Origin of the sequence: Pseudomonas sp. AU11447 (genome assembly GCF_001672555.2) — a bacterium.
Lineage (GTDB): Bacteria > Pseudomonadota > Gammaproteobacteria > Pseudomonadales > Pseudomonadaceae > Pseudomonas > Pseudomonas nitroreducens.
On record NZ_LZDG02000073.1, the window covers coordinates 34,382 to 58,945 of the forward strand.

The window sequence follows — 24,564 nt, forward strand, 5'->3', positions numbered from 1 at the left end:
CTCTCTCCAAGCCTCACGGGCAACGGCCTCAGGCGCCCGTGCCGCCAACGGTGATCGCGTCGATCTTCAGGGTCGGCTGGCCGACACCGACCGGCACGGACTGGCCGTCCTTGCCGCAGGTGCCCACGCCGCTGTCCAGTGCCAGGTCATTGCCGACCATGGACACCCGGCTCATCACTTCCGGCCCGTTGCCGATCAGCGTCGCGCCCTTCACCGGGCGGGTGATCTTGCCGTTCTCGATCAGGTAGGCCTCGCTGGTGGCGAAGACGAACTTGCCGCTGGTGATGTCCACCTGGCCTCCGCCAAGGTTGGCGCAGTAGATGCCACGCTCGACGCTGGCAATGATTTCCTGCGGATCGCTCTCCCCGGCCAGCATGTAGGTGTTGGTCATGCGCGGCATCGGCAGGTGCGCGTAGGACTCGCGACGGCCGTTGCCGGTGCGCGCCACGCCCATCAGGCGGGCGTTGAGCTTGTCCTGCATGTAGCCCTTGAGAATGCCGTTCTCGATCAGCACGTTGCAGTTGGTCGGCGTACCTTCGTCGTCCACCGACAGCGAACCGCGACGGCCAGCGATGGTGCCGTCATCGACGATGGTGCACAGGCTGGAAGCGACCTTCTCGCCGATGCGACCGCTGTAGTTCGAGCTGCCCTTGCGGTTGAAGTCGCCTTCCAGGCCGTGGCCCACGGCCTCGTGCAGCAGCACGCCGGACCAACCGGCGCCCATCACCACCGGCAGGCTGCCAGCCGGCGCGGGAACGGCTTCGAGGTTGACCAGCGCCTGGCGCAGCGCCTCACGGGCGTAGCTCATGGCGCGGTCTTCCTGCAGGAAATACTTGTAGTCCGTGCGACCGCCGCCGCCATGACCGCCGCGCTCGCGGCGGCCGTTCTGCTCGACGATGACACTGACGTTGAAACGCACCAGCGGGCGGATGTCCGCAGCCAGCGAACCATCCGCCGCAGCGATCAGCACCTGGTCCCAGACACCGGCGAGGCTGACGGTGACCTGTTGGATGCGCGGATCAAGGGCGCGGGTGGCGGCGTCGATCTTCTGCAGCAGCTCTACCTTCTCGGCGCGGCTCATCACGTCCAGCGGGTTCTCGCCGGCATACAGGCGGGTCGGCACCACGGCCTGGAACGCCTGCACCTTGCCATTCTGCCCGGATCGGGAGATCGAGCGTGCAGCGCGAGCAGCCTGGATCAGCGCTTCGTGGTTGATCGCGTTGCTGTAGGCGAAGCCGGTCTTCTCACCGGACTGTGCGCGCACGCCGACGCCCTGGTCCATGTGGAAGCTGCCTTCCTTGACGATGCCGTCTTCGAGCATCCAGGACTCGGAGACCTGGCTCTGGAAGTACAGGTCGGCGGCGTCGATGCCGGGGCCGCTCAGCTCGTGCAGGATCGGCGACAGCTGGTCGATATCCAGACCACCGGGGGCCAGCAGGTGCTGGCTGACGGATGACAACAGTTCGCTCATATTCACTCCATACGCGCCGGTCGTGGTTCGACCGGCGGGAAAAATCTTCTGTGCCGGACAATCGGCATGCGCTGCCGCACCGCCGCCTGTTCCTCGCTGTCGCGCTCGGCCAGCAGCACGGCCTCGCCCTTGGCCTCTTCAGCCAGGATACGCCCCCAGGGGTCGACGATGGCCGACTGGCCCCAGGTTTCCCGTCCTTTGGGGTGGGTCCCGCCCTGTCCAGCCGCCAGCACATAGCACTGGGTTTCGATGGCGCGGGCGCGGATGAGGATTTCCCAGTGCGCTGCGCCAGTCACCGCGGTGAATGCCGAGGGGGCACTGATAAGCTCCGCGCCAGCTTCGCGCAGCGCGGTGTAAAGCTCGGGGAAGCGCAGGTCGTAGCAGACCGTCAGCCCCAACCGCCCGACCGGCGTATCCGCCACCACCACGCGCTGGCCGAAGGCGTAGTCGTCCGACTCGCGATAGCGACCACGGGCATCAGCAACGTCCACGTCGAACAGATGCAGCTTGTCGTAGCGCGCCGCCACTTCACCGCGCTCGTCCACCAGCAGCGAGCAGGCATTGGCCTTGGCTTCCGGCTGGTTCTCCGGCGGCAACGGCAGGGTGCCGGCGACTATCCACAACCTGAGGTCGCGGGCGGTGCTTTTCAACCAGGGCAGGATCGGGCCTTCGCCAAGGGCTTCGGCACGACCGATGTCGGCGAGGTCTCGGCGCCCCATGGCGGCGAAGTTTTCCGGTAGTACGGCAAGGCGCGCGCCGCCGTTGGCGGCCTGCTCCAGCAGGCGACGGGCGGTGGCGAGATTAGCCAGGACATCGTCCTGGCTGACCATCTGGATGACGGCGATGGACATGGTCAGCTCCGGGAATACCTGGGTTTCATGCTAACCGATGCCCGGGCATTGTGCTTGGCCGCCGGTTCAGTGAGGTTTTTCGAAGGGTTTCTCGAAGGTGATGGTCGGGCTCTGCCATTGTCCCTTCACGCTGTACTGCACGCTGGCGAAGCGTGCGACCTTGTCGCCCAGCAACTTGTCCACCACAAACAGCGCGCCGCCAATGGCGGGAGCGCCGACGATCAGTGCCGCCAACGGCAGGTTGTTGGTCACCGGCAGCGTCACCAGCAGCTTGGCGTCGATCTCGTCGTGGGCCATGTCCAGGGTGCCGTTGAGCTCCAGGTTGCTCGACGGTCCATCCAGACGCAGCGGCTCGCGGGTGAAGTAGACGCCATCGGTGGCGGTGAGCACACCCTTGACCCGGTCGTAGCTCAGGCCCTTGCCCAGCAGGTCGGAGAAGTCCAGGCGCAGGCGGCGGTTGATGGCGTTGAAGTTGAGCAGGCCGAACACCCGCAGGGCATTGGCGCCGCCCTCCACTTCGACGAACTGCCCCTTGCGCAGGCTGGCGTCCAGGGTACCGCCGAACCGCCGCAGATTCAGCGCCGCCGGCGACCCCGGCCAGTTGCCGTTGATGTCCACGTTGAAACGCTCGCTGGTCACGCTGGGCGCGAAGTCCCAGGCCTTCAGCACGTCGCCCAGGTTCTTGCCCTCGAGCTTGCCCTGGAAGGTGCTGCGCGCGCTTGCCTCAAGACCATCCCAGCGCAGGTTGCCCTTCACCGACAGGCCACGCAGGTCCAGATTCACATTGTTGAAGCCAACCCCGGTAGGCGTCGGGCGCAGGTTGAAGCTCCAGGCACCGACCGGCTTGCCGGCCTTGAGGACCTGGCGGATGCTCACGTCCATCGGCGGCAAGCTGCGCGGGTCGACCTTCGCCAACGGGTCGGGCTGCTCGACTGCCTTCGCGGAATCGATGGCCTCACCCTTGGGCAGGTCGAGGCGGTCCAGGGCGATCTGGATCGGCTTCACCTTGCTGTCGGGCAGGGTGACCTTGCCGGAGACCAGCGAGCTGACCAGGCCGACCTGCCAACTACTGTCGACACGCACCACATCCAGCGTGAGATTTTCCAGGGTCTGGCCGAAGCCCTTGAAGCGACCGATCTGCAGGTCTGCGCCGCGCAACAGGCCAGCGGCGCCCTCAACCCCGGTATTGGAGTATTTCTTCGCGACCGCCATCCAGGCGTCGGCGTCGACTTCGTCGATCTTGCCGCGCACCTGGACACCACTCCAGTTGGGCAGCACGGCCGGGTCGCCACCCAGGCGCAGCACGCCGCGGCCGGCCAGCGGTTGGTCCGCCGGAGCCGCGTAGGCCAGGCTGGCGCGATCGCCGTAGGTTGCCCAGTAGCGTCGCTCGGCGCCCTCGAGGGTCATGCGCCATTCGCTCTCGCGAGTTTCCTGCGCGGCCTTGCCCAGCGGTGCCGGCAGATCGATGGTGACGCCCTGCAGGTTCGAGGCGACCTGCAGCTGGCTATCCTTGCCGTCGAGCAGCAGGTTGAGCTGGAACGGCACGCGGCCGTCGACCGGCAACTGTTTCTGTACCTTGCCCCAGTCGAGCAGGGTCTTCACCGATACCTGGCCACCCACCAGCACCCGTGTACGCGGAGCGCCGTTGCGGCCTTCGGCGCGAATGCTGCCGGTGATACGGCTACCCAGCACCTGAGCAGAGATGTTCTGCCCGCTCAGGCCGCTGTCGGTGTCATAGCGGAACTTGCCCTTCACCTGTTCGAGGTTCAGTTCGGGCTTGGCGATCTTCAGCTGTGCCTTGTCGGTGTCGAAATCGACGATCACCCGCGCCTTGCTCGCCTCGCCCTTGGCCAGCGGAATATCGAGGTTGAGGTGGCCATTGAGGTCACCCTTGCCTTCCCAGCCGGCGAAGGTGTGCGTTGCACCGATGGGTGAGTCCTGGAGGATCTTCAGGCCATCGACGAGGTTGCTGTCGATATCGCCGTCCACATGCAGGTGGGCGACTTCCCCCGGATTGGAATGGGGAATCTCCACCGAGACATCGCGCACCTGGCTGTTGAGAATCTGCCCGCTGGTTGCGTTGATGCTGACGCCGGTGTCCTCCACGCGCACCTCGCCCTCGGCCTTGCTCAGGCCGGGCCAGCCCGGCTGGTAGTCGAGCACGCCGTCATGGACCTTGAAGTACAGGGTCATGGCATGGGCTTCGGGCGCCGAGCCCTTCTGCAGCGAACCTTGCCAGAGGAAATAGCCCTGCTCGATGCGCCCGCTCTTGATCGAGCCCTTGAGCCAGGCAGCCAGATCCTTGCTCATCTGCGGGATGACGGTGGGCAGGTATTTACCGGTGTAGCGCGCATCGCCGTTGCTCATGCCTACGCGCAGGTCCATGTAGTCTTCCTGCGCCGGGTCGCGCATCAGGCGAATCAGGATGTCGCCGGCGATGGTTCCCTCGTCGCCCTCCACCTGCATCAGGTGGCTGCCGAGCGTGAAGGACTCGTCGTTGAGCTGGAAGAACATCCGCGTGCGCGCAGTGCGGTAGTGCCAGGGCTCGGGGAACAGCGTGGCCAGGTGCAGCATGAAATCCTGGGCGTTGGCGTCCAGCGTGCCGCCGCCAAGGTTGCCGCGGAAGGTGCCGTCGACGTTGGCCACGGCCGGCACATCATGGAAGGCACTGACACCGACCTTCTCCAGGTTGGTGGCATAGGCGACGCGCTCGGCGCCCTCGCGCTGCGGCCAGTAATCGAAATTGACGTTGTGTAACACGCCGTGCGGTTTCAGCCCTTCGAGCCACTCGATGGCCTTGTCCGGCAGCGGTGCCAGTGCTGTGATGGTCGGCCCCAGCGGGGTCAGGTCGAGGCGATCGGCACGCAGTTGCCAATGCTCCTCGTCCTTCATCCGGCGAGTCAGCTCCAGCTCCACCTCGCCCCAACGACTTTCGCCGAAATTCGCTGCCAGATCGGCGACACGCAGATCGAAATCGTCGCCGTTGCGCTGGAAGAACAGGCTGACGCCCAGGTCGCTCAGGCTCACCGGCTTGCGGTCGCCCAGCGCGGCATCAATCTTCGGTGCATTCAGGCGGGCTGCGGCGGAGACCGGCACGCCCTTGTCGATGGTCGCCCAGAATTCGCCGCCAGCCTTGGCGTGGGACAGCTTCCAGGCGCCAGTGAGACGCTCGGGCAGCCACTTGGCCCAGTCGGCCTGGGGCAGGCTCAGGTATAGCTGGGCCGAACTCTTCGCCCAGTCATCGCGGTTCAGCCGGGCCTCCAGCCGCGCCGCCACCGGTTCGCCGCCGGGCAGGCTGAAGCGTGCCTCCAGGCGCTGGCGGCTGCCGCTGCGCAGGGTCATGCCGACATAGTTCAACGACAGCGGGTTGGCCTGTTGCGGCAGTACGGTCAGCTGACTGTCCATCAGCGACAGGCGATGCGGGGTCAGCAGCAGGTCCATGAGCTTGCGCGGGTCGGTGTCGCCGCCACGGCTGGGCAGGCCGTCGGCGTGCCAGTTGCCGTCCTCGTCCTCACGCAGAGTCAGGTGCAGGCCTTCCAGCTCCAGGCTGTCGATGCGCGGCTGGCGCGCCATCACACTACCGAGGATGTCCGGGGTCAGGCGCACGCGCTCCAGGCGCAGCGAATCGGCGCCTTCGCCCAGCTGGATGTCGCGCACCACGATGATCGGGCTGAACCCGCGCCAATGCCCTTCCAGGGCGCCAATAGCCACCGGCAGGCCCAGTTGCTCGCTGGCTTTGCGCGCCAGATCGTCGCGATACTCCGCCACCAACGGCACCAACTGCCGGCCAAGGCTGACGTACAAGGCCAGCAGCACCAGCCCCAGCGCCAGGAGGCCGAGGACGATGCGCAGCGAGGTGGAGAGCAGGCGGCCGGCGCGATCCATGTTAGGCGGCTGCCTGTGAGGTGAAGCGAAGGGTCATCGAGCGGCCTCCCAGCCATCCAAGGTCGAACCAGGTCTGACAGTGTGCGTCAGGCAAAGCTCCAAAAAACCCCATGGCAAAGCTGCCTCCCGCCGGATCTCGAGGATGTGCGAGCCGCCGCTCAAAGCAGGACCACGTCGTACTGCTCCTGGGAATACATGGCCTCGACCTGGAACTTGATCGGGCGGCCGATGAACAGCTCCAGGTCCGCGACGTTGCCCGACTCCTCGTCGAGCAGGCGGTCCACCACTTTCTGGTTGGCCAGCACTAGGTAGGAGTTGGCCTGGTAGGCCCGCGCTTCACGGAGGATTTCCCGGAAGATCTCGTAACAGATGGTCTCGGCAGTCTTCAGCATGCCGCGCCCCTGGCAGCTCGGGCAGGGCTCGCAGAGCACCTGCACCAGGCTTTCGCGGGTGCGCTTGCGGGTCATCTGCACCAGGCCCAGTTCGGTGATGCCGATGATGTTGGTCTTGGCATGGTCGCGTTCGAGCTGCTTCTCCAGGGTCCGCAGGACCTGGCGGCGGTGCTCCTCGTCTTCCATGTCGATGAAATCGATGATGATGATCCCGCCCAGGTTGCGCAGGCGCAGCTGGCGGGCGATGGCGGTCGCCGCCTCGAGGTTGGTCTTGAAGATGGTCTCTTCGAGGTTGCGGTGGCCGACGAAGGCGCCGGTGTTCACATCGATGGTGGTCATCGCCTCGGTCGGGTCGATGATCAGGTAGCCGCCGGACTTGAGCAGCACCTTGCGCTCCAGCGCCTTCTGTACCTCGTCCTCGACCCCGTAGAGGTCGAAGATCGGCCGCTCGCCCGGGTAGTGCTCCAGGCGGTCGGCGATTTCCGGCATCAGCTCTTCGACGAACTGCGTGATCTTCTGGAAGTTCTCCCGGGAATCGACACGGATCTTCTCGATGCGCGGGTTCACCAGGTCGCGCAGGGTGCGCAGGGCCAGGGAAAGGTCTTCGTAGATCATCGTCGGCGCGCCGACGGTCTGGATCTGCGCGTCGATCTGGTCCCAGAGGCGGCGCAGGTAGCGGATATCGGCGAGGATCTCGTCCTCGCCGGCGCCTTCGGCAGCGGTGCGCAGGATGAACCCACCACGCTCGACGATGCCCTCGGCCTCGACGCACTTGGCGACCACCTGCTTGAGGCGCTCGCGCTCGTGTTCGTCCTCGATCTTCAGGGAAATCCCGACATGACTGGTGCGCGGCATGTAGACCAGGTAGCGCGACGGGATCGACAGGTGCGTGGTCAGCCGTGCGCCCTTGGTGCCGATGGGGTCCTTGGTGACCTGCACCACCAGGCTCTGCCCTTCGTGGACCAGCGCGCCGATGCTTTCCACCGCACTGCCCTCGCGGGTGGAAATCTCCGCGGCATGGATGAAGGCTGCGCGCTCCAGGCCGACGTCGACGAAGGCCGCCTGCATACCCGGCAGCACGCGCACGACCTTGCCCTTGTAGATGTTGCCGACGATCCCGCGACGCAGCGTGCGCTCGACATGGACCTCCTGCAGGACGCCGTTCTCCACCACCGCCACGCGCGATTCCATCGGCGTGATATTGATCAGGATCTCTTCGCTCATGCGCCCTTCCTTATCGCGCCCGGAGTCGTGCCAGCGCTACTTCGTGATCAAGACTGCCAGCTAGGGATGGAGAAGTCAGCCAGCAATGCCGCAGTTTCACACAGGGGCAGGCCGACCACGGCGCTGTAGCTGCCCTCGACGCGGCTGACGAAGACTGCCGCGAGCCCCTGGATAGCATAGCCACCTGCCTTGTCCTGCGGCTCGCCGGTTTCCCAGTAATGCTCGGCCTCCTCGGCGGAAATCTCGCGGAAGGTCACGCGACTGCTGACCACGCGTGCTTCGCAGCGATCGCGATCGGCCACTGCCACGGCGGTCAGCACCTCATGCTCGCGGCCGGACAGGGCCTGAAGCGTCGTCAGGGCGTCGTCGCGGTCCAGCGGCTTGCCGAGGATGCGACCATCCAGCACCACGGCGGTATCGGCACCCAGCACGCAGACATCGGCGCGCTGGGCGAGGAAGTTCAGCCCGGCCAGGGCCTTGCTGCGCGCCAGGCGCTCGACATAGGCATGCGCCGACTCGCCGGACTCGGGCGTTTCGTCAATCGACGCAGGCACTATGTGGAATGGCAAGCCAATCTGGGTGAGCAGCTCGCGGCGGCGCGGCGAACTGGAGGCGAGGTACAGCTGGGCCATCAGGGACTCCGAAGCGGGCCCGCTCAATGCCGGCCCGGCGATTCCCCCGCAAGGGGGCGATCAATTGATGTTCAGGCGCAACCGCAGGGCCCGCAGCAATGTATAGACCCAGGGCCAGAGCAAGGCGCTGACCAGCGCCGGCAGCAGGAACACCAGGGTCGGCGGACGATTGCCGGTCAGGGCGCTGATCCACAACTGGACCAGTTGGGCGAGACCGAAGACCACCAGCAACACCAGGCACTGCTGCCAGATGGGGAACATGCGCAGGCGCTGGTGCAGCGACAGCACCAGGCAGATGATCAGGCTCAGGATCAGGGCGTTCTGCCCCAGCAGGCTGCCGTAGAGCACATCTTCGGCAACGCCCAGCACCCAGGCGCTCAGCATGCCGACCTTGTGCGGCAGGTAGAGCACCCAGTAGGTGAGGAACATCGCCAGCCACAGCGGGCGGCCGATCTCCATGAAACTGGGCATGGGCGCCACCGACAGCAACAGCGCCAGGAGCAGGGTGAGCCAGATGGCCCAGCCATTGTTCGAGCCCTGGCCCGCCATCAGCGTCGGGTCCTTGCATCGGGGTGCGACGCCGGCGCACCAGGCGCGGCAGGCGCTGCGCCGTTGGCGCCGGTCGGATGGGCGGGCTGCGCGGCGGGAGCCGCAGGGGCGGCAGGCTGCGCGCTGTCATGCGGCTGGGCGGCCGGAGCGCCGGGTGCAGGCTGGGCCGGCGCACCGGACTCGGCAGCCTTGCGATCGGCTTCGGCCTGGGCTTCGGCGGCATCGGTGGCACGCTGTTCGGGCGTACGGCTGTCGCTGAAGACCAGCAGCACATAGCGGCTGCGGTTCATCTTGGCGGTCGGCACGGCACGAATAGTGGCGAAAGGCCCACCGGTGTCGTGCAGCACTTCCTTCACCACCGCCACCGGATAACCCGCCGGGAAGCGCTGGCCCAGGCCGGAACTCACCAGCAGGTCGCCTTCCTTGATGTCGGCGGTATCGGCGACGTAGCGCAGCTCCAGGCGCTCCGGATTGCCGGTGCCCACGGCAATGGCGCGCAGGCCATTGCGGTTCACCTGCACCGGAATGCTGTGGGTGGTATCGGTCAGCAGCAGGACGCGCGCGGTGTAGGGCATCACCTCGACCACCTGGCCCATCAGACCGCTGGCATCGAGCACTGGCTGGCCCTGGAACACGCCGTCCTTCTCGCCCTTGTCGATCAGGATGCGCTGGGTGAAGGGGTTCGGGTCGACACCGATCAACTCGCCCACCAGCACCTTGTCGTCGACCAGCGCGGACGAGTTGAGCAACTCGCGCAGGCGCACGTTCTGTTCGGTGAGGGTGGCCAGCTTCTGCAGGCGGCGCTGCATCAGCAGTTGCTCGGCCTTCAGGCGCTCGTTCTCGGCCAGCAGTTCGCTGCGGCTGGTGAACTGGTCGCGCACGCCTTCCCAGGCTCGAACCGGGATGTCGGCGATGCCATAGAAGGGGCTCAGCACGAGGCCCATCTGGCTGCGTACCGGTTTCAGGTAATCAAAGCGGGCATCGACCACCATCAAGGCGACCGACAGGACGGCGAGCACCAGCAGGCGCGCGCCCAGCGAGGGCCCTTTGGAGAATATCGGTTTGATGACCGGCTCCTAGCTGTGCAAGGTCGGTTGAAGATTCACCAGCGTGGGCGAAACGTTAACCGACCTTTACAGAGCTTTCCTACCTTATTCGGTGGAAAGCAGGTCCATCGAATGGCGATCCATCATTTCCAGCGCCTTGCCGCCGCCACGGGCCACGCAGGTCAGCGGGTCTTCGGCAACGATCACCGGCAGGCCGGTTTCCTGGGCCAGGAGCTTGTCCAGGTCGCGCAGCAGAGCGCCACCACCGGTCAGCACCAGGCCACGCTCGGCGATGTCCGAAGCCAGCTCCGGCGGAGACTGTTCCAGGGCGCTCTTGACTGCCTGGACGATGGTCGCCAGGGATTCCTGCAGCGCTTCGAGCACTTCGTTGGAGTTCAGGGTGAAGCTGCGCGGTACGCCTTCGGCCAGGTTGCGGCCACGGACGTCGACTTCGCGGACTTCGCCGCCCGGGAAGGCGGTGCCGATTTCCTGCTTGATGCGCTCGGCGGTGGATTCGCCGATCAGGCTGCCGTAGTTGCGGCGCACGTAGGTGACGATGGCTTCGTCGAAGCGGTCGCCGCCGACGCGGACGGATTCGGCGTAGACCACGCCATTGAGGGAGATCAGGGCGATCTCGGTGGTACCGCCGCCGATATCGACGACCATGGAACCACGGGCCTCTTCCACCGGCAGGCCGGCACCGATGGCCGCGGCCATCGGCTCTTCGATCAGGTAGACCTCACGGGCGCCAGCGCCCAGGGCCGATTCACGAATCGCGCGGCGTTCCACCTGGGTGGACTTGCACGGCACGCAGATCAGCACGCGAGGGCTAGGCTGCAGGAAGCTGTTCTCGTGAACCTTGTTGATGAAGTACTGCAGCATCTTCTCGCAGACGCTGAAGTCGGCGATCACGCCGTCTTTCATCGGACGAATGGCGGCAATGTTGCCCGGAGTACGGCCCAGCATGCGCTTGGCTTCGGTACCAACGGCAACCACGCTTTTCTGGCTGCCATGGCTACGGATGGCGACCACGGACGGTTCGTTCAGGACGATGCCGCGCTCGCGCACATAAATAAGGGTATTGGCAGTGCCCAGGTCGATCGACAGATCACTGGAGAACATGCCACGCAGTTTTTTGAACATTGGAAAGAAACCCATAGGTGGCGCGTGGGTGAAAAGTGCGCGGGTAAAAAAGTGCGGCAAACTCTAACAATGACGGGGGTTTTGGGCAAGGCGGCAATTTATGCTAGATTCCTCGTTTCTCGGGCCTGCAGGCCCTTCCCAGCGGCCTTCGACCGTCTGCCGCGGGTTCTGTTCCCCGCCCCCTCATTCCTTCCGGCCAGGTCCAGTTCGAACCGGGCCGCTCTAGCTGGAGATCCCGATGGCGCTTGAACGCTCCGACGTGGAAAAGATCGCCCACCTCGCCCGCCTGGGCCTGGAGGAAGCCGACATTTCGCGTACCACCGACACCCTGAACAACATTCTCGGCCTGATCGACGCCATGCAGGCGGTCGACACCGACGGCGTGGAGCCCCTGGCCCACCCGCTGGAAGCCACGCAGCGCCTGCGTGCCGACGCAGTCACCGAGGAGAACCGCCGCGAAGCCTACCAGGCCATCGCGCCGGCCGTGGAAGACGGCCTTTACCTCGTCCCGAAAGTCATCGAGTAAGCGCTAAGGACACGGACATATGCTGCATCAATTGACCCTCGCCGAAGTCGCCCGCGGACTCGCCGACAAGCAATTCTCTGCCCAGGAACTGGCCACTGCCCTGCTCGCGCGCATCCAGCAGCTCGACCCGCAGTTGAACAGCTTCATCACCGTCACCGAAGAAATCGCCCTGGCCCAGGCCAAGGCGGCCGACGAGCGGCGTGCCAAAGGTGAAACCGGCGCCCTGCTCGGTGCACCTATCGCCCACAAGGACCTGTTCTGCACCCAGGGCGTGCGCACCAGCTGCGGCTCGAAGATCCTCGACGCCTTCGTCTCGCCCTACGACGCTACCGTCGTCGAGCGCCTGACGGATGCCGGCACCGTGAGCCTGGGCAAACTGAACATGGACGAGTTCGCCATGGGCTCGGCCAACGAATCCAGCCACTACGGCGCGGTGAAGAACCCCTGGGACACCTCCCGCGTGCCGGGCGGCTCCTCCGGCGGCTCCGCCGCTGCCGTGGCCGCGCGCCTGATTCCGGCGGCCACCGGCACCGACACCGGAGGCTCGATTCGCCAGCCGGCTGCGCTGACCAACCTCACCGGCATCAAGCCGACCTACGGCCGCGTCTCGCGCTGGGGCATGATCGCCTACGCCTCCAGCCTCGATCAGGGCGGCCCGCTGGCCCGCACCGCCGAGGACTGCGCACTGATGCTCGGCGCCATGGCCGGCTTCGACCCGAAGGACTCCACCTGCGTCGACCAGCCGGTGGACGACTACCTGGCCGCCCTGGCCAAGCCGCTGACCGGCCTGCGCATCGGCCTGCCGAAGGAATACTTCGGCGCTGGCCTCGACAGCCGCATCGCCGACGCGGTGATGAACGTGGTCGAGCAGCTCAAGCAGCTCGGCGCGGTGGTCAAGGAGATCTCCCTGCCGAACATGCAGCACGCGATCCCTGCCTATTATGTGATCGCGCCCGCAGAAGCCAGCTCCAACCTGTCGCGCTTCGACGGCGTGCGCTACGGCTATCGCTGCGAAGACCCGAAGGACCTGCAGGACCTATACAAGCGCTCCCGCGCCGAAGGCTTCGGCGCCGAGGTTAAGAACCGCATCATGGTCGGCACCTACGCGCTTTCCGCTGGTTACTACGACGCGTATTACCTGAAAGCTCAGAAAATTCGCCGCCTGATCAAGAACGATTTCACCAGCGCCTTCGCCGAAGTCGACGTGATCCTTGGCCCGACCACGCCGAACCCGGCCTGGAAACTGGGCGAGAAGAACAACGATCCGGTCGCCCAGTACCTGGAAGACATCTACACCATCACCGCCAACCTCGCCGGCATTCCGGGCCTGTCCATGCCTGCCGGCTTCGTCGACGGCCTGCCGGTAGGTGTCCAGCTGCTCGCGCCGTACTTCCAGGAAGGCCGCCTGCTCAACGTCGCGCACCAGTACCAACTGGCAACCGACTGGCATAAACAAGCACCGGCTGGATTCTGAGGACGACACACATGCAATGGGAAACCGTGATCGGGCTGGAAATCCACGCACAGCTCTCCACCCAATCGAAGATCTTCTCCGGTAGCGCCACCACTTTCGGCGCAGCCCCGAACACCCACGCCAGTCTGATCGACCTGGCGATGCCCGGCACCCTGCCGGTGCTGAACCAGGAAGCGGTGCGCATGGCCTGCCAGTTCGGCCTGGCGATCAACGCCGAGATCGCCGAGCGCAACGTCTTCGCCCGGAAGAATTACTTCTATCCGGACCTGCCCAAGGGCTACCAGACCAGCCAGATGGACCACCCCATCGTCGGCAAGGGCCACCTGGACATCACCCTGGAAGACGGCACCGTCAAGCGCGTCGGCATCACCCGCGCACACCTGGAGGAGGACGCCGGCAAGAGCCTGCACGAAGACTTCCACGGCATGAGCGGCATCGACCTGAACCGAGCCGGCACGCCTCTGTTGGAGATTGTTTCCGAGCCCGAGATGCGCAGCGCCAAAGAAGCCGTAGCCTATGCCAAGGCGATCCACGCGCTGGTGCGCTACCTCGGCATCTGCGACGGCAACATGGCCGAAGGCTCGCTGCGCTGCGACTGCAACGTATCGGTACGCCCGAAGGGCCAAACCGAGTTCGGCACTCGTCGCGAGATCAAGAACGTCAACTCGTTCAAGTTCATCGAGCGCGCTATCAACACCGAGATTGCCTGGCAGATCGACGAGCTGGAGTCCGGCCGCAAGATCGTCCAGGAAACCGTCCTGTATGACGTAGCGGCCAACGAAACGCGCTCCATGCGCAGCAAGGAAGAAGCCAACGACTACCGTTACTTCCCCTGCCCGGACCTGCTGCCGGTAGTGATCGAGCGCGCCTTCCTCGACGACCTGCGCGGCCAGTTGCCGGAACTGCCGGACCAGAAGCGCGAGCGTTTCGAGAGCCAGTACGGCCTGTCCGCCTATGACGCCAGCGTGCTGTCCGCCAGCCGCGAGATGGCCGACTACTTCGAGAAGGTTCAGACCATCTGCGGCGACGCCAAGCTGGCCGCCAACTGGGTGATGGGCGAGCTCTCCAGCCTGCTCAACAAGGACGGCCTGGAGATCGAGCAGTCGCCGGTCTCCGCCGAGCACCTGGGCCAGATGATCCTGCGCCTGAAGGACGGCACCATCAACGGCAAGGCCGCGAAGACCGTATTCGCCGCCATGGCCGAAGGTGAGGGCTCGCCGGACGAGATCATCAAGGCCAAGGACCTGGTGCAGAACACCGACAGCGGCGCGGTCGAGAAGTTGCTGGACGACGTGCTGGCAGCCAACGCCGAGCAGGTCGAACAGTACCGCGCCAGCGACGAAGCCAAGCGCGGCAAGATGTTCGGCTTCTTCGTCGGCCAGGCCATGAAAGCGGCCAAGGGCAAGGCCAACCCGGCGCAAGTGAACGAACTGCTGAAGAAGAAGCTCGAAGCCTGAGCCCACACTTCAACGACGCCGGGCTTGCCCGGCGTTTTTTCGTCCGGAGGTTCGATGCTGCGACCCATGGCCCTCGTCGGCTGCCTGGCCCTGCTGGCCGGCTGTAGCACCACGTCTTACGACAGCGACTCGGAAGTCTCCGGCCGCGGCTACCGCGCCGAAGGCACCGCGTCCTATTACGGCAAGGCCCACCATGGCAAGCGCACCGCCAGTGGCGAACGCTTCAACCAGAACGCCCTGACTGCCGCGCACCGCACGCTCGCCTTCGGTACGCGGGTGAAAGTCACCAACCTCGACAACGGCCGCAGCGTCGTGGTGCGCATCAACGACCGCGGGCCATTTGGCCGCGGGCGCATCATCGATGTGTCGAAAGCCGCCGCCGAACAACTCAACATGCTGCGCTCCGGCACCGCCCGGGTGCGCCTGGAAGGTCTCTGAAGGAGCCAGAAGTGAGCAACGACAACCGCAAGGCCGGCGAGCAGGTTCGCCGCGAAGTGATGGGCGACGTCTTCGTCGACCGTGCCCTGGGCAATGCCACCGAGTTCACCCAGCCGCTGCAGGACTTCGTCAACGAGCACGCCTGGGGCGGTGTCTGGAACCGCGAAGGCCTGCCGCGCAAAACCCGCAGCCTGATCACCCTGGCCGCGCTGACCGCACTGAAATGCCCGCAGGAACTCAAAGGCCACGTGCGTGGTGCCCTGAACAATGGCTGCACGGTGGAAGAGATTCGCGAAGCGCTGCTGCATTGCGCGGTGTATGCCGGCGTCCCGGCGGCCATCGACGCTTTCCGCGCGGCGCAGGAAGTGATCGACGCCTGGCAGGCCGATCAGAAGGCCTGACCGGAACAACTGTAGGAGCGAGCTGGCTCGCGAATGGATCCGCTGGGCTGGTTCGCGAGCAAGCTCGCTCCTACAAGGGCATTACGGATAACTGAACCGCTTCACCAGCGTCAGCTCACCGGGCTGGCGCATCGGGATCAGGAAGGACTCCTGCTTCTCGTTCACCGAGCCCTCCTCCGTGACGATGGTCACCTGCGCCGTGGTCAGCGGCTTGGCCGCGTTCACGTCGCCGGAGCTCTCGTCCGAGCTCCAGCCACCGCCGTAGTAGTTCACGTAGACCAGATACTGCCCCTTGAGCGGCGTCGGGCTGGCGATGATTTCCGGGCCGTAGCCGGTGGTCACGTCGACGTCCTGGGCCGCGCCGTTGGGCAGTGAGCGGTTGCCGTACCAGACATGCCCGCCATCGGGCGTCACCAGGTGCAGGTCGAGGTCGGTGTTGTCCGAGTCCCACGACAGCATGACCCGCAGCTTGGCCGCCACCTCGCCGCCGCCACCGCCGTGGTAGAACTGCACGCGCTTGTGCTGCTGGCCGTCCGGACTGATGACCTCGACACTGTTGGAGCCCGCGGGGAAAGCGAAGGGACGGTCAAACCTGCCATCGTTTTCGACCCGCATCGGCATGGCCACGCCGTTGACCACCAGGCGCGCCGGCTCCTTGCTGTCCTTGGGCAACCCACGAATTTCGCCACGGATGCGCGCGGTATCGGACTGGTCCTCCCGCGCATTCACCGACGACGCCGGGTAGTTCACCGTCTGCCGGAAGTCGGCCTTGTCGCCGTCGCCCGCGCGCCAGCCGCCCAGCGGAGTATCCAGGCGGATCGGCGATTCGGCGGCCTGCACGCCCAGCGGTATCAGGCTGGCGAGCAGAGACAGGCGGAGCGCATGGGCAAGTTTCATGTCGATCATTCCAGTATCAGGCGACGGGCCAGGCTTTCCACGTAGCCCTCGTCTTGTCCATTGGGGTGCGCCTGGAATGCCAGGTGCAGGTATTCGTGAGCCAGGTCGAGGCGGTCCTGCTGGGAATACAGACCACGCACGAAGATGCGCTGGCGTTCGCGGTCGACGTAGGGTCGGCCGCTGCTCAGTCGGCACACGGCGAAGGACTGCAATTCTTCATAACCCGCCTCTGCTTCCAGCCGCGTCCGCCAGTTGCGGCGCTGTGCCTGCAGCCAGCGCTCGGCCTCCGGCAGGGGCTGGCAGGCAGCGGTCGGGTTGCTCCAGCGGCTCAGGCTGGTGCGCGGGAAAGCGCGGGCGAGAATGGCGTCGTAGCGCAGGCCCTTGGCGGCCTGCTCCTGGGCGTCGCGCCAGGAGAGTTTCGACTGCCCCGCCTCGTCCGAATGATAGGTTACGGTGCCGCCAGCCAATACCAGATCGGCAGTCCAGGCGGCGATGCCCCGCGCCGCCTCGCTGGCAGGGCGCGGCGCCACGCGCTGGCGTTGGCTGCTGTCGTCGATGCTCAGGCAGTCGCCGCGCGGAGCGCCGTTCTGCAACAGGTAAGTCCGGATGGTCACGGCCAGCGCCTTGGCGGCTTCCGGCGGCGTGGCCGACGCCTCACGATCCAGCACTCGTGCAACGTATTCCTCGCGGGAAAGACGGGCAGTCAGGCGCGGCCCCTGGGGGCCGCGTTCCAGGAACAGATCACCGTTGCTGTCCACGTCGAGGCGAACCCCGTTGGCGAACAGTACGCTCTGCCGGCCTGCCAGCAACCCCTCGGCAGCCGGTTGATTGCGCGCGTCGTAGACCTCCTTCAGTGGGTAGCGACTGAACAGGCTGACCTCCACGCAACGTCCCGGGTCATGCGGCCAGGGCGCCGGCAGTGCGGCGCCGATGGCATTGCCGTACTTCGCCAGCACCGTCTTGCTGGTGCCCGGTCCGCGCGCCCAGAGCGGCGTACCGTCCACCAGCCAACCGGCAAAACCGCCTTCGCGCTTGCCATTTTCGTCCCAGCTCCAGGTCTTCACCCGCAGACGTCCACCCAATGCGGCCGGGGCACGCCCCTCATCGGCAGCGAGGCTGACATCCAGCAGCACCTTTTGCGCCTGTTCCTGGGCGGGCAGGTGTTGTAGTTGATCGAGCAGCTCGGCGACCGGCACTTCGGTTTGCGGTGCCAACTTGTCCAGCTGGGCGATCCAGCCCGGCGCATGGCGCGCCTGCCAGTACTGCTGCCAGACAGCGCCGTCGATACCCAACCGCTGCGGCTCGAAGTACAGGCCACAGGACTTCACCAGCGCGGCGTCACGTTCGATGCTCTGCCCGGCCGTGCAGCAATAGACTTCTTCCTTGCTCTCGCCACGGCACTGATAGGCCGGCTCCTGCTGGCCGGTGTCGTTCAGCCAGGCATAGACGAACAGCTTCCACAGGCTGCCCAGCGGCGCCTTCAGCTCAGCCGGCAAGGGCTGGCGATCCAGTACCTGCTGCGGCCCGAGGCGCAACAGTTCATCGCCCTGCGCGCTGCGCCAGGCCAGCTGCGCCTGCTCTTGCGAGCCGGGCGCCGCGAGGGCGCTCAGCGGCAACAGCAGGATCAGCCCGGCAAGGCGTGCGCGCATGGATTACTGGACCTTGATCTTCGCCAGGGCCGGCTGCTGCTCCAGCGCCTGCTCCTGCGGCGCATAGAGGCGCTGGTAGCGCGCCGGCGGCAGGACGAACTCGCCCTTCTGCGAGAAGCGGACCAGATGACGGAAGCGCAATTCGCCGCCCAGGGTATCCACCGGCACGCCGTAGAACAGGTCGCCCGGCTCGTTGCGCGCGCGCTCCAGGCTGGTCGCCTCGACGCCGCCCAGGCCGCTGATCTGCAGGCCCCAGGTGGTGCGCTCGACATCCGCACCCGGCGGCAACGGCACTTCCAGCATGCCGTAGCGCAGGGCTTGCGCCTGGTCGGTGGTGAGGGTCACTTCGTCCAGGTACAGCTCGTCGCTGGACAGCGGTTTGTCACCCAGCTCCTCGGCCTTGAAAGCGAAGGCGTCTTCGCCCGGAACCAGGCGCAGCAGGCGCCGCTTGATGGTCACCGGCAACTGGCTGGCCGGCGCTTCGGCGCTGCGGAAGGTCACCGAAGCATTGAGCGGACGCGACGGCGCGGCGCTCAGGTCCAGCTGCGCTGGCACCTCCTTGCCCTGCCATTGCCAGAAGGCGTCACCCGTGGTGCTGTGGCTTTCCTTCCAGTCCGCCACCGGCTTGGGCAACTCAGCGGCCGGGGCCTCGGCTACGGCGCGCTGCATCCAGGTCAGCGCCAGGGCGCGTTCGACGGTGGACTGCTGCGGCGCCAGGCTCAGCAGTAGTGCACGGGCGCGACTGGCGTCCACGCTACCGCTGTAGAGCTGCACGGCGCGGGCGAACGGCTGGTCACTGGTGTTCAGCTTCAGGCGTGCACCATCCAGTTGCTTGGCGAAGCCTTGCGGCAGCGCGACCTTGTTCTGCTCGGCCAGGCTGGCGGTCAGCACGCGAGCCACCGCCAGACCCAGCTCGGAGTCCGGTTCGCCCATGACCAGGCTGTCGTCGCTGTCGAAGTCGTTCACCGACTTCGCTGCCTCGCCGTTGCCGGCGTTTTCCAGGTCGGTGAGCAGGCCGCTGACCAGCGTCTGTACCGGCAGTTGCATGTCGCGGGCGAAGGCCAGGATCAGCGCACGCTGTAGAAGCGGCGTGGCGCTGGCACGCGCGGAATAGAGTTCCAGCACGCGCTGCCAGTGGTCCGGCGGCAGCTGGATTTCCAGCGCACGGCTGGCATGCCAGTCGGCGTAGTAGGCATACGCCGTGAGGAAGGCGTCGTTGTCTTCACCGCCCCACCAGGTGAAGTAGGCATCCGGGCCAGCCATCTGCACCAGGCGCAGGCGGCTGGTCTGCATGATCAGGCGCAGGCGATCTCGTACACGCGGCTCGCCACTGGCCAGCATCGGGTAGGCAACGCTCAGCGGCAGCAGTTGGCTGGCTGTCTGCTCGACGCCGCCCCACGGATAGTCGAGCAGCGAATCCAGGTTGCCGCGCAGCAGGGCCTGGGCGCTGTCATCCAGGCGCAGGCTCACATCGCGAGCATCCGCCGGAAGCTGCAGCGGCGTGTTCTGCGCGTTGACCTGCAACGGCTTGGACTGCAATACCTGCCAGCTATCGGCGACCAGGCTGAAGTGCACGCCGAGACTGTCGCGAACCTGACCGTCCTGGCGCAGTTCCACGTTCCAGTCGCCGTCGCTGAGCGGCTGCTTCGGCAGGGCGATGTAGTTGACGCCGCGCTTGAGTTCCAGCGCCTGGGTCTGCTCCTCGCCATTGGCGCGGATCAGCAGTTCGGCCTTGGTGTCCTGCTCGCCCTGGTTGAAGACGAACAGACCAAGGGCCGGCGCATCGCCGCTGCGGAAGCGTTTCGGGCCGCTCCACTTCAGGTACAGCGGTTTCTCCGAGCGGATGAACTGCTTCTTCTGGCCAACCTGGCCTTCGTCATCCATGGCGCGGGCAGTGATGCGCCAGCGGGTCAGGGAATCCGGCATGCGGAACTTGAACTGCGCCTTGCCGTTGGCATCGGTAACCAGCTCGGGTTCCCAGGCGGCGGTGTCCACTTCCTCACGGCGCGGGCGCTCCAGCACCTTCACGCCACGCTCGCTGCGGTTGGCGCGGCCGGGGGCACTGGGCGTGCCCGGCAAGGCGACGTCGTAGCTGATGAACGACAGACTGGCGCTGGTGCGCACGTTATTGCGGCGCGGGTGGTAGAAGAACTGGTCGATGCCCGGCGCGATCTCCGGCTGCAGCGCGTAGATCATCTCGTCCACCACGCTCACGGTGAGGTGGCTGGAGACGGGCTTGCCGGCGTAGGTGGTGTCGAGATTGACGGTGACCGTCTCGCCTGGCTCGTAGCGTTCCTTGTCGGTGCTGACGGCGATTTCCACCTGCGGCACAGCGACCTTGATGCCGGCATTCTGGAAGCTGTAGTCGCCGCTGCGGGTGTAGAGCACGGAGAAGGTCAGGTTCGGCGAGAACTCGGCCTTCACCGGAATGCGCGCGCGGTACTGGGTCGGGTTGAGCTTCTCCAGCTTCAGCCAGTCGCCGCCCTTGGACAGCAGTGCGGTGGCCTCGACCTTGTCACGCTCCAGCGACAGCAGCGCGTCGTCTACCGGCTCGGGGAAGGTGATCAGCGCCAGCGCTTCCTCACCGGCCTTGTACTCGGCCTTGTCGAGGACGATTTCCACGGTGCCCGGCACGGCCTTCACGCCGTCGCCGCTGACCGAGTGGCCAGTACCGCCAAGCAGTTGGCCAGCCTTGTCGCGCAACTCGACACTGTAGGTGCCGGGCTTGTCGAAGGTGATGGCGAACTTGCCGTCGGGGTAGAGCAGGATCAGGTTGCCCTTCACCGGCTCGCCGGTCTTGAAGTCCGGCTTGGCGAGGTCGAGAGAAATCTCGAAATGCGGCTTGATGTACTCGGCAACACGGAAGGCGCTGCTATAGGTCTGGTCGCGGTAATCGAAGCGCAGCTCGTAGCCGCCGGCCACGGCGTTGGCCGGCAGCTGGAAGCGGCCGCTGGTGCCGCTTTTCGCGTCGTACTTGAGGTCCAGCGTCTGCAGCGTGGTGCCGGCGGCGTCGATCACCGACAGGCGCAGCGGGGCAGCTTGCGGAGCCTGCGATTCGCGGGAGTTCTTGAACTCGCGGCCGACAATCTTCAGCGATACCCAGTCACCCGGACGGTACAGCGGCCGGTCGGTGAAGGCGTAGAGCTTGGTGTCGTAGATTTCGCTGTCGTAATAGAAGTTCTCGGAGACGAAGACGCCGCCCTCCTCATCCTCACCGATCACGAAGGAGCGCTCGGGGCTGACGTGTTGCAGGCGCAGCAAGCCATCGGCGTCGCTGCTGCCGCTGCTCATCACGCCGAGGCCGTCGGTCCACAGTACCTTGGCGCCGCCCACCGGCGTGCCTTCATGCTTGCGCGCGGTCCAGACCAGCAACTCGTTGCCGGCGATCTTGCTCACCGCAACGCTGTTGGAGACGAACACCACGGTGGTCGCGCGGTATTTGCCGACCAGCGCCTCGACCAGATAGAGGCCGGGTTTCAACTTGCCCAGCGGCACGTAGACGTTGCCGGGAGCGACGTTGATGAACTCGCTGGAGGAGCCGGCCAGGGTGACTTCCTTAGGCGGCTGGATCGGCTTGGCGTCCCAAAGCGGATAGCGGAACTGGCTGACCATCGGCAGGCCGGGGATCGGCGCGTACTGCGGCTGGGCGTCATAAGGCGTCGCGGCGCGCATGGCATTGCCCATCTTCAGCTCGGGCACCACTTCGGTGACCTGCTGGCGCGACTCGTAGGAGAAGGTCCGCTGCATCACCCGACGCGACTTGCGGTACCAGTTGTCCCACAGGTAGGCCAGCGTGTTGGACAGGCCCTCGCCCTTGAACTGCCCTTCGGACAGCACGCGGTGCAGGTTCTTCTGGCGCTTGAGGAAGTCCAGCGGCTGGTCGATGCGGTAGACGCGGATGTCCGCTCCGCCGTATGGCTCCATGCGGTAGCGACGGTAGTCGCGGCCCGGCGCTTCCAGGCGCACCTTAGCCACTTCGTCGGAGGCGAAGCTGGAGTCGGCCAGCAGGAAGAACGACTCGCCGGCCATGGGCGTGTAATTGCTCGCCGGAACGTCGTCGTCCGCCTGCACAAGTGTGGGTGCGGCGGCGATCAGGCCGGCGCAGGCCAGGGCAGCGGCAATGCCGCGCAGCGCGTTCATCGGGTCAGGAAGGACAAGCGATAGACGCCGATAAAGTTGGGATTGGATTCGTCGGGTATCCATCGGGTGTCCTTCCATGTCATGAGTTGTTGCAGGCTGACCGAGCGCATGCCGTTGTCGGTCGCCGTACGAGTGCCGGTGTGATAAGCGATGTCGCGGCCCATCCAGATCATCAGATGCTGGTCATCGCCCTGGTCGAAGAACATCAGGTCGCCGGGGCGCGCCTGGTTGAGGTCGCGGCCAACGAGCTGGCTGTTGTACTGAATGAGTTTGATCGCATTGACGTAAGGGCCGGTCTTGCCACCGCCCTGCTGCCAGCTCTGCGCGAGGTTGCGCTGCGCGTCGGTAAGCTCCAGCTCCGGCGGCAGGTAGCGGTTGGACATGCCGTTGGCGCGCAGCCATTTGGCGTCGTGAACCTTCAGCGCCTCGTTGGCAGCGAAGCGCACCAGGCCCGCGCAGTCCTGCTGGTACCAGCGCGGGTTCGGCCCACGGCGCAGTTGTTCCTCGGCGATGCGCACGAACCAGGCGCGGAACACCTGGGTCTGCTGCGCATCCAGTGCCGGCTCAGCCGCATGCGCCAGCGTGGCGACGAGCAGACCGGCGAGCAGTGTGAGGGGTTTGCGGATCACAGCGCCTTCCAGTCCAGCGGCAGCCACTCCCATTCGCCGCTCGGCTCGCTGCCGGCCGGCAGGGTCAAGGCGTAGGAGCCGTTACCGGCGAGGGTCTTCAGGCGTGGCAGGAGCAGCGTATCGGCGGCGTTGCGGAACACCGGCTCGAGGTCCTGCGGCAGGCTGTCGAGGGTTTCGCGCTTGAGCAACTCGGACAGCGTCTTGGGCGCCAGGTAGGCCGGCACCAATGCATCCTTGGGCAGCACGTCGGCCAGCGGCGGGTAGCGCTTGGCCAAGGTATTGCGCGCCTTGTCGAGCAGCTTGTCGTCGATGGAGAACAGCAGGGTGTTGCCATCGCGCAGCAGGCTGACACGGAAGAAACCGTTGCCGCTGACCTGGTCGGGATTCTCCGCCGCGCTGGCCGGGTACTGGCCGAAGCGCGAGCTGACCTGGCGCTGCCAGAGGCGACCATCGCCTTCGGCACGACTTTCCACCTCGAAGGCGCCCGCCTCCACATTGGCCTCGTAGGCACCGATCATGCTGCCGAACAGCTTGCCCAGTTGATCGTCCAGCTCGGGGCTGGCGGGTGCATCGAGCTTCACCGCGAGCAGCGGCGAGTGCAGGCGCGACTCCGGGTACCAGCAGAGGCCGGCGGCACCGGAGAGATGCTCGGAGAAGGCGGCGGCCATCTTCTGCTCGGCACCCAGCTTGACCAGCATGTTGTCGTACAGCCCCGGCGTGACCGGAAGAGCAACGCAGGCGCTGGCTCCCATGGGCATGGCCTGCCAGACGGGGGTGAAATCCAGGTCCGGCTGACGTGCCACTTCGTTGAGCGCTAGGTAGCTGTGCCAACCGTCCTTGCCCTGCTCGAAGCGCACACCGGCGAAGGTCGGGATCAAGCGCTGATAGCCCATGGCGAGCACGCCGGCGCTCAGGGTAATACGCTGCTTCAGCTCGCCGCGCGGCTCCAGGGCGAAGTCCTTGGCGAACAGCGGCTCGCCCTCCAGCGCACTGCCCAGGTCCTTGGCAACTGCCGCATCGGGCTCACCGAGGTTGTCGTAGTCCGGATTGGGGAAGAGCATCTTCGGGTTCGACAGCACCAGCATCTGGTCGCCACGGGAGACGAACAGCAAGGTCTTCTCCGCGCCGTAGCGCAGGCTGTAGACCGGCGTGGCGGCGCCTTTCACCTGGATCTCCGAGACCTTCTTCAGCTGGGTATCGTCGGCAGCCACCTTGGCCAGCGGCTCCAGGACCTTGGCCAGGCCACCGCGCTTGAGGACCACCATGAAGTCGCGCAGGCGGCCATCGGCGCCGCGCCACAGGGCGACCTGGGCCGGCTGGTCGAGCAGTTCCTCGATCACGCTGTCCTTCAGGGTCAGCTCGTGCTCGTAGACGATGCGCCGCAGCGTGCCGGTCAGGCCCAGGCGGTCGGCGTTGTTCTCGTAGTAGAAGACGAAATCCTCGGTCAGCACGTCGCGCAGCAGCGGCACTTCCAGCACCGCCTTGGGCAACTGGCTGAGGGAGGCGCTTTCGATCAACGCGTCCGGGCGCTTGAGGTCGCGCACCACCTCCGGGCTTTCCGGCGCCTCCAGGGTGTCGACCGGCGCCGAGTGGAAGGCGGGGATCAGGCCGAAGGCCAGGGCCAGACCGCCGGCGACCAGCGCGGCAGCCACCACACCGATGGCGATCAGCGGCCCACGGCGCGGCGCTTGTGCTGCCGGCGGCGTCGGAGTGCTGTCTTGACTGCTGGAGGGCGTATTGTCGCTCATGGATCGCTTGTC

General features: G+C 66.0%; 18 protein-coding genes. 5 read left to right on the forward strand and 13 right to left on the reverse strand.

Going from position 1 to position 24,564, the window contains the following annotated elements:
• Window positions 1–28: 28 nt before the first annotated feature.
• The 8 genes from tldD to mreB all read right to left on the reverse strand — a co-directional run bounded on the left by tldD (window position 29) and on the right by mreB (window position 11,193).
• Complete coding sequence (gene tldD, locus A6723_RS25295) at window positions 29–1,471, reverse strand: metalloprotease TldD (RefSeq protein ID WP_054906629.1); 1,443 nt, start codon at window positions 1,469–1,471, stop codon at window positions 29–31.
• A gap of 2 nt (window positions 1,472–1,473) precedes the next feature.
• Window positions 1,474–2,322 (reverse strand): carbon-nitrogen hydrolase family protein, encoded by an 849-nt coding sequence (locus A6723_RS25300; protein ID WP_054906630.1) that lies wholly within the window; start codon window positions 2,320–2,322, stop codon window positions 1,474–1,476.
• Window positions 2,323–2,388: 66 nt separating this feature from the next.
• On the reverse strand, window positions 2,389–6,207 hold the full coding sequence (locus tag A6723_RS25305) for a YhdP family protein (protein ID WP_054906631.1): 3,819 nt from the start codon (window positions 6,205–6,207) through the stop codon (window positions 2,389–2,391).
• Between the two features lie 158 nt (window positions 6,208–6,365).
• Window positions 6,366–7,823 carry a ribonuclease G gene (gene rng, locus A6723_RS25310; RefSeq protein ID WP_045209573.1) on the reverse strand — a complete coding sequence of 486 codons (1,458 nt, stop codon included), beginning with the start codon at window positions 7,821–7,823 and terminating at the stop codon, window positions 6,366–6,368.
• A gap of 47 nt (window positions 7,824–7,870) precedes the next feature.
• The gene (locus A6723_RS25315) at window positions 7,871–8,455 is read right to left on the reverse strand and encodes a nucleoside triphosphate pyrophosphatase (protein ID WP_054906632.1); all 585 of its coding nucleotides are present in this window, start codon (window positions 8,453–8,455) and stop codon (window positions 7,871–7,873) included.
• Between the two features lie 60 nt (window positions 8,456–8,515).
• On the reverse strand, window positions 8,516–9,004 hold the full coding sequence (gene mreD, locus A6723_RS25320; RefSeq protein ID WP_054906633.1) for a rod shape-determining protein MreD: 489 nt from the start codon (window positions 9,002–9,004) through the stop codon (window positions 8,516–8,518).
• Entirely contained in the window at window positions 9,004–10,023 is a 1,020-nt protein-coding gene (mreC, locus tag A6723_RS25325) for a rod shape-determining protein MreC (RefSeq protein WP_371914074.1), read from the reverse strand. The genes mreD and mreC overlap by 1 nt, the downstream gene beginning before the upstream one ends.
• Before the next feature lie 132 nt (window positions 10,024–10,155).
• Window positions 10,156–11,193 carry a rod shape-determining protein MreB gene (mreB, locus tag A6723_RS25330; protein ID WP_017518164.1) on the reverse strand — a complete coding sequence of 346 codons (1,038 nt, stop codon included), beginning with the start codon at window positions 11,191–11,193 and terminating at the stop codon, window positions 10,156–10,158.
• A gap of 238 nt (window positions 11,194–11,431) precedes the next feature.
• Here mreB and gatC point away from each other — a divergent pair, with 238 nt between their 5' ends.
• From gatC to A6723_RS25355, 5 genes are read left to right on the forward strand one after another with little or no spacing between them, the layout of a single operon-like run.
• Window positions 11,432–11,719, forward strand: a complete 288-nt coding sequence (gatC, locus tag A6723_RS25335) for an Asp-tRNA(Asn)/Glu-tRNA(Gln) amidotransferase subunit GatC (protein WP_015475813.1) — start codon at window positions 11,432–11,434, stop codon at window positions 11,717–11,719.
• Between the two features lie 19 nt (window positions 11,720–11,738).
• Window positions 11,739–13,193 carry an Asp-tRNA(Asn)/Glu-tRNA(Gln) amidotransferase subunit GatA gene (gatA, locus tag A6723_RS25340; RefSeq protein ID WP_139093058.1) on the forward strand — a complete coding sequence of 485 codons (1,455 nt, stop codon included), beginning with the start codon at window positions 11,739–11,741 and terminating at the stop codon, window positions 13,191–13,193.
• 11 nt (window positions 13,194–13,204) lie between these two features.
• Window positions 13,205–14,650: an Asp-tRNA(Asn)/Glu-tRNA(Gln) amidotransferase subunit GatB gene (gene gatB, locus A6723_RS25345; protein ID WP_054906635.1), complete on the forward strand. Its 1,446-nt coding sequence runs from the start codon at window positions 13,205–13,207 to the stop codon at window positions 14,648–14,650.
• A 54-nt stretch (window positions 14,651–14,704) separates the two neighbouring features.
• Window positions 14,705–15,088, forward strand: coding sequence for a septal ring lytic transglycosylase RlpA family protein (locus A6723_RS25350; protein ID WP_024765927.1), 384 nt, complete (start codon window positions 14,705–14,707; stop codon window positions 15,086–15,088).
• A gap of 59 nt (window positions 15,089–15,147) precedes the next feature.
• Window positions 15,148–15,489: a carboxymuconolactone decarboxylase family protein gene (locus tag A6723_RS25355; protein ID WP_054906694.1), complete on the forward strand. Its 342-nt coding sequence runs from the start codon at window positions 15,148–15,150 to the stop codon at window positions 15,487–15,489.
• Window positions 15,490–15,570: 81 nt separating this feature from the next.
• On the opposite strand, the gene A6723_RS25360 is transcribed toward A6723_RS25355, so the two are convergent.
• From A6723_RS25360 to A6723_RS25380, 5 genes are read right to left on the reverse strand one after another with little or no spacing between them, the layout of a single operon-like run.
• Entirely contained in the window at window positions 15,571–16,386 is an 816-nt protein-coding gene (locus A6723_RS25360; RefSeq protein ID WP_054906695.1) for a YfaP family protein, read from the reverse strand.
• Window positions 16,387–16,391: 5 nt separating this feature from the next.
• Window positions 16,392–18,035 carry a DUF2300 domain-containing protein gene (locus A6723_RS25365; protein ID WP_054906636.1) on the reverse strand — a complete coding sequence of 548 codons (1,644 nt, stop codon included), beginning with the start codon at window positions 18,033–18,035 and terminating at the stop codon, window positions 16,392–16,394.
• Between the two features lie 3 nt (window positions 18,036–18,038).
• A complete protein-coding gene (locus tag A6723_RS25370; RefSeq protein WP_064979883.1) occupies window positions 18,039–22,175 on the reverse strand; it encodes an MG2 domain-containing protein in 4,137 nt (1,378 codons plus the stop codon).
• Window positions 22,172–22,837 (reverse strand): DUF1175 domain-containing protein, encoded by a 666-nt coding sequence (locus A6723_RS25375; RefSeq protein WP_037007436.1) that lies wholly within the window; start codon window positions 22,835–22,837, stop codon window positions 22,172–22,174. Before A6723_RS25375 ends, A6723_RS25370 begins: the two co-directional genes overlap by 4 nt.
• A complete protein-coding gene (locus tag A6723_RS25380; RefSeq protein WP_082450431.1) occupies window positions 22,801–24,552 on the reverse strand; it encodes a DUF2138 domain-containing protein in 1,752 nt (583 codons plus the stop codon). Before A6723_RS25380 ends, A6723_RS25375 begins: the two co-directional genes overlap by 37 nt.
• Window positions 24,553–24,564 lie beyond the last annotated feature (12 nt).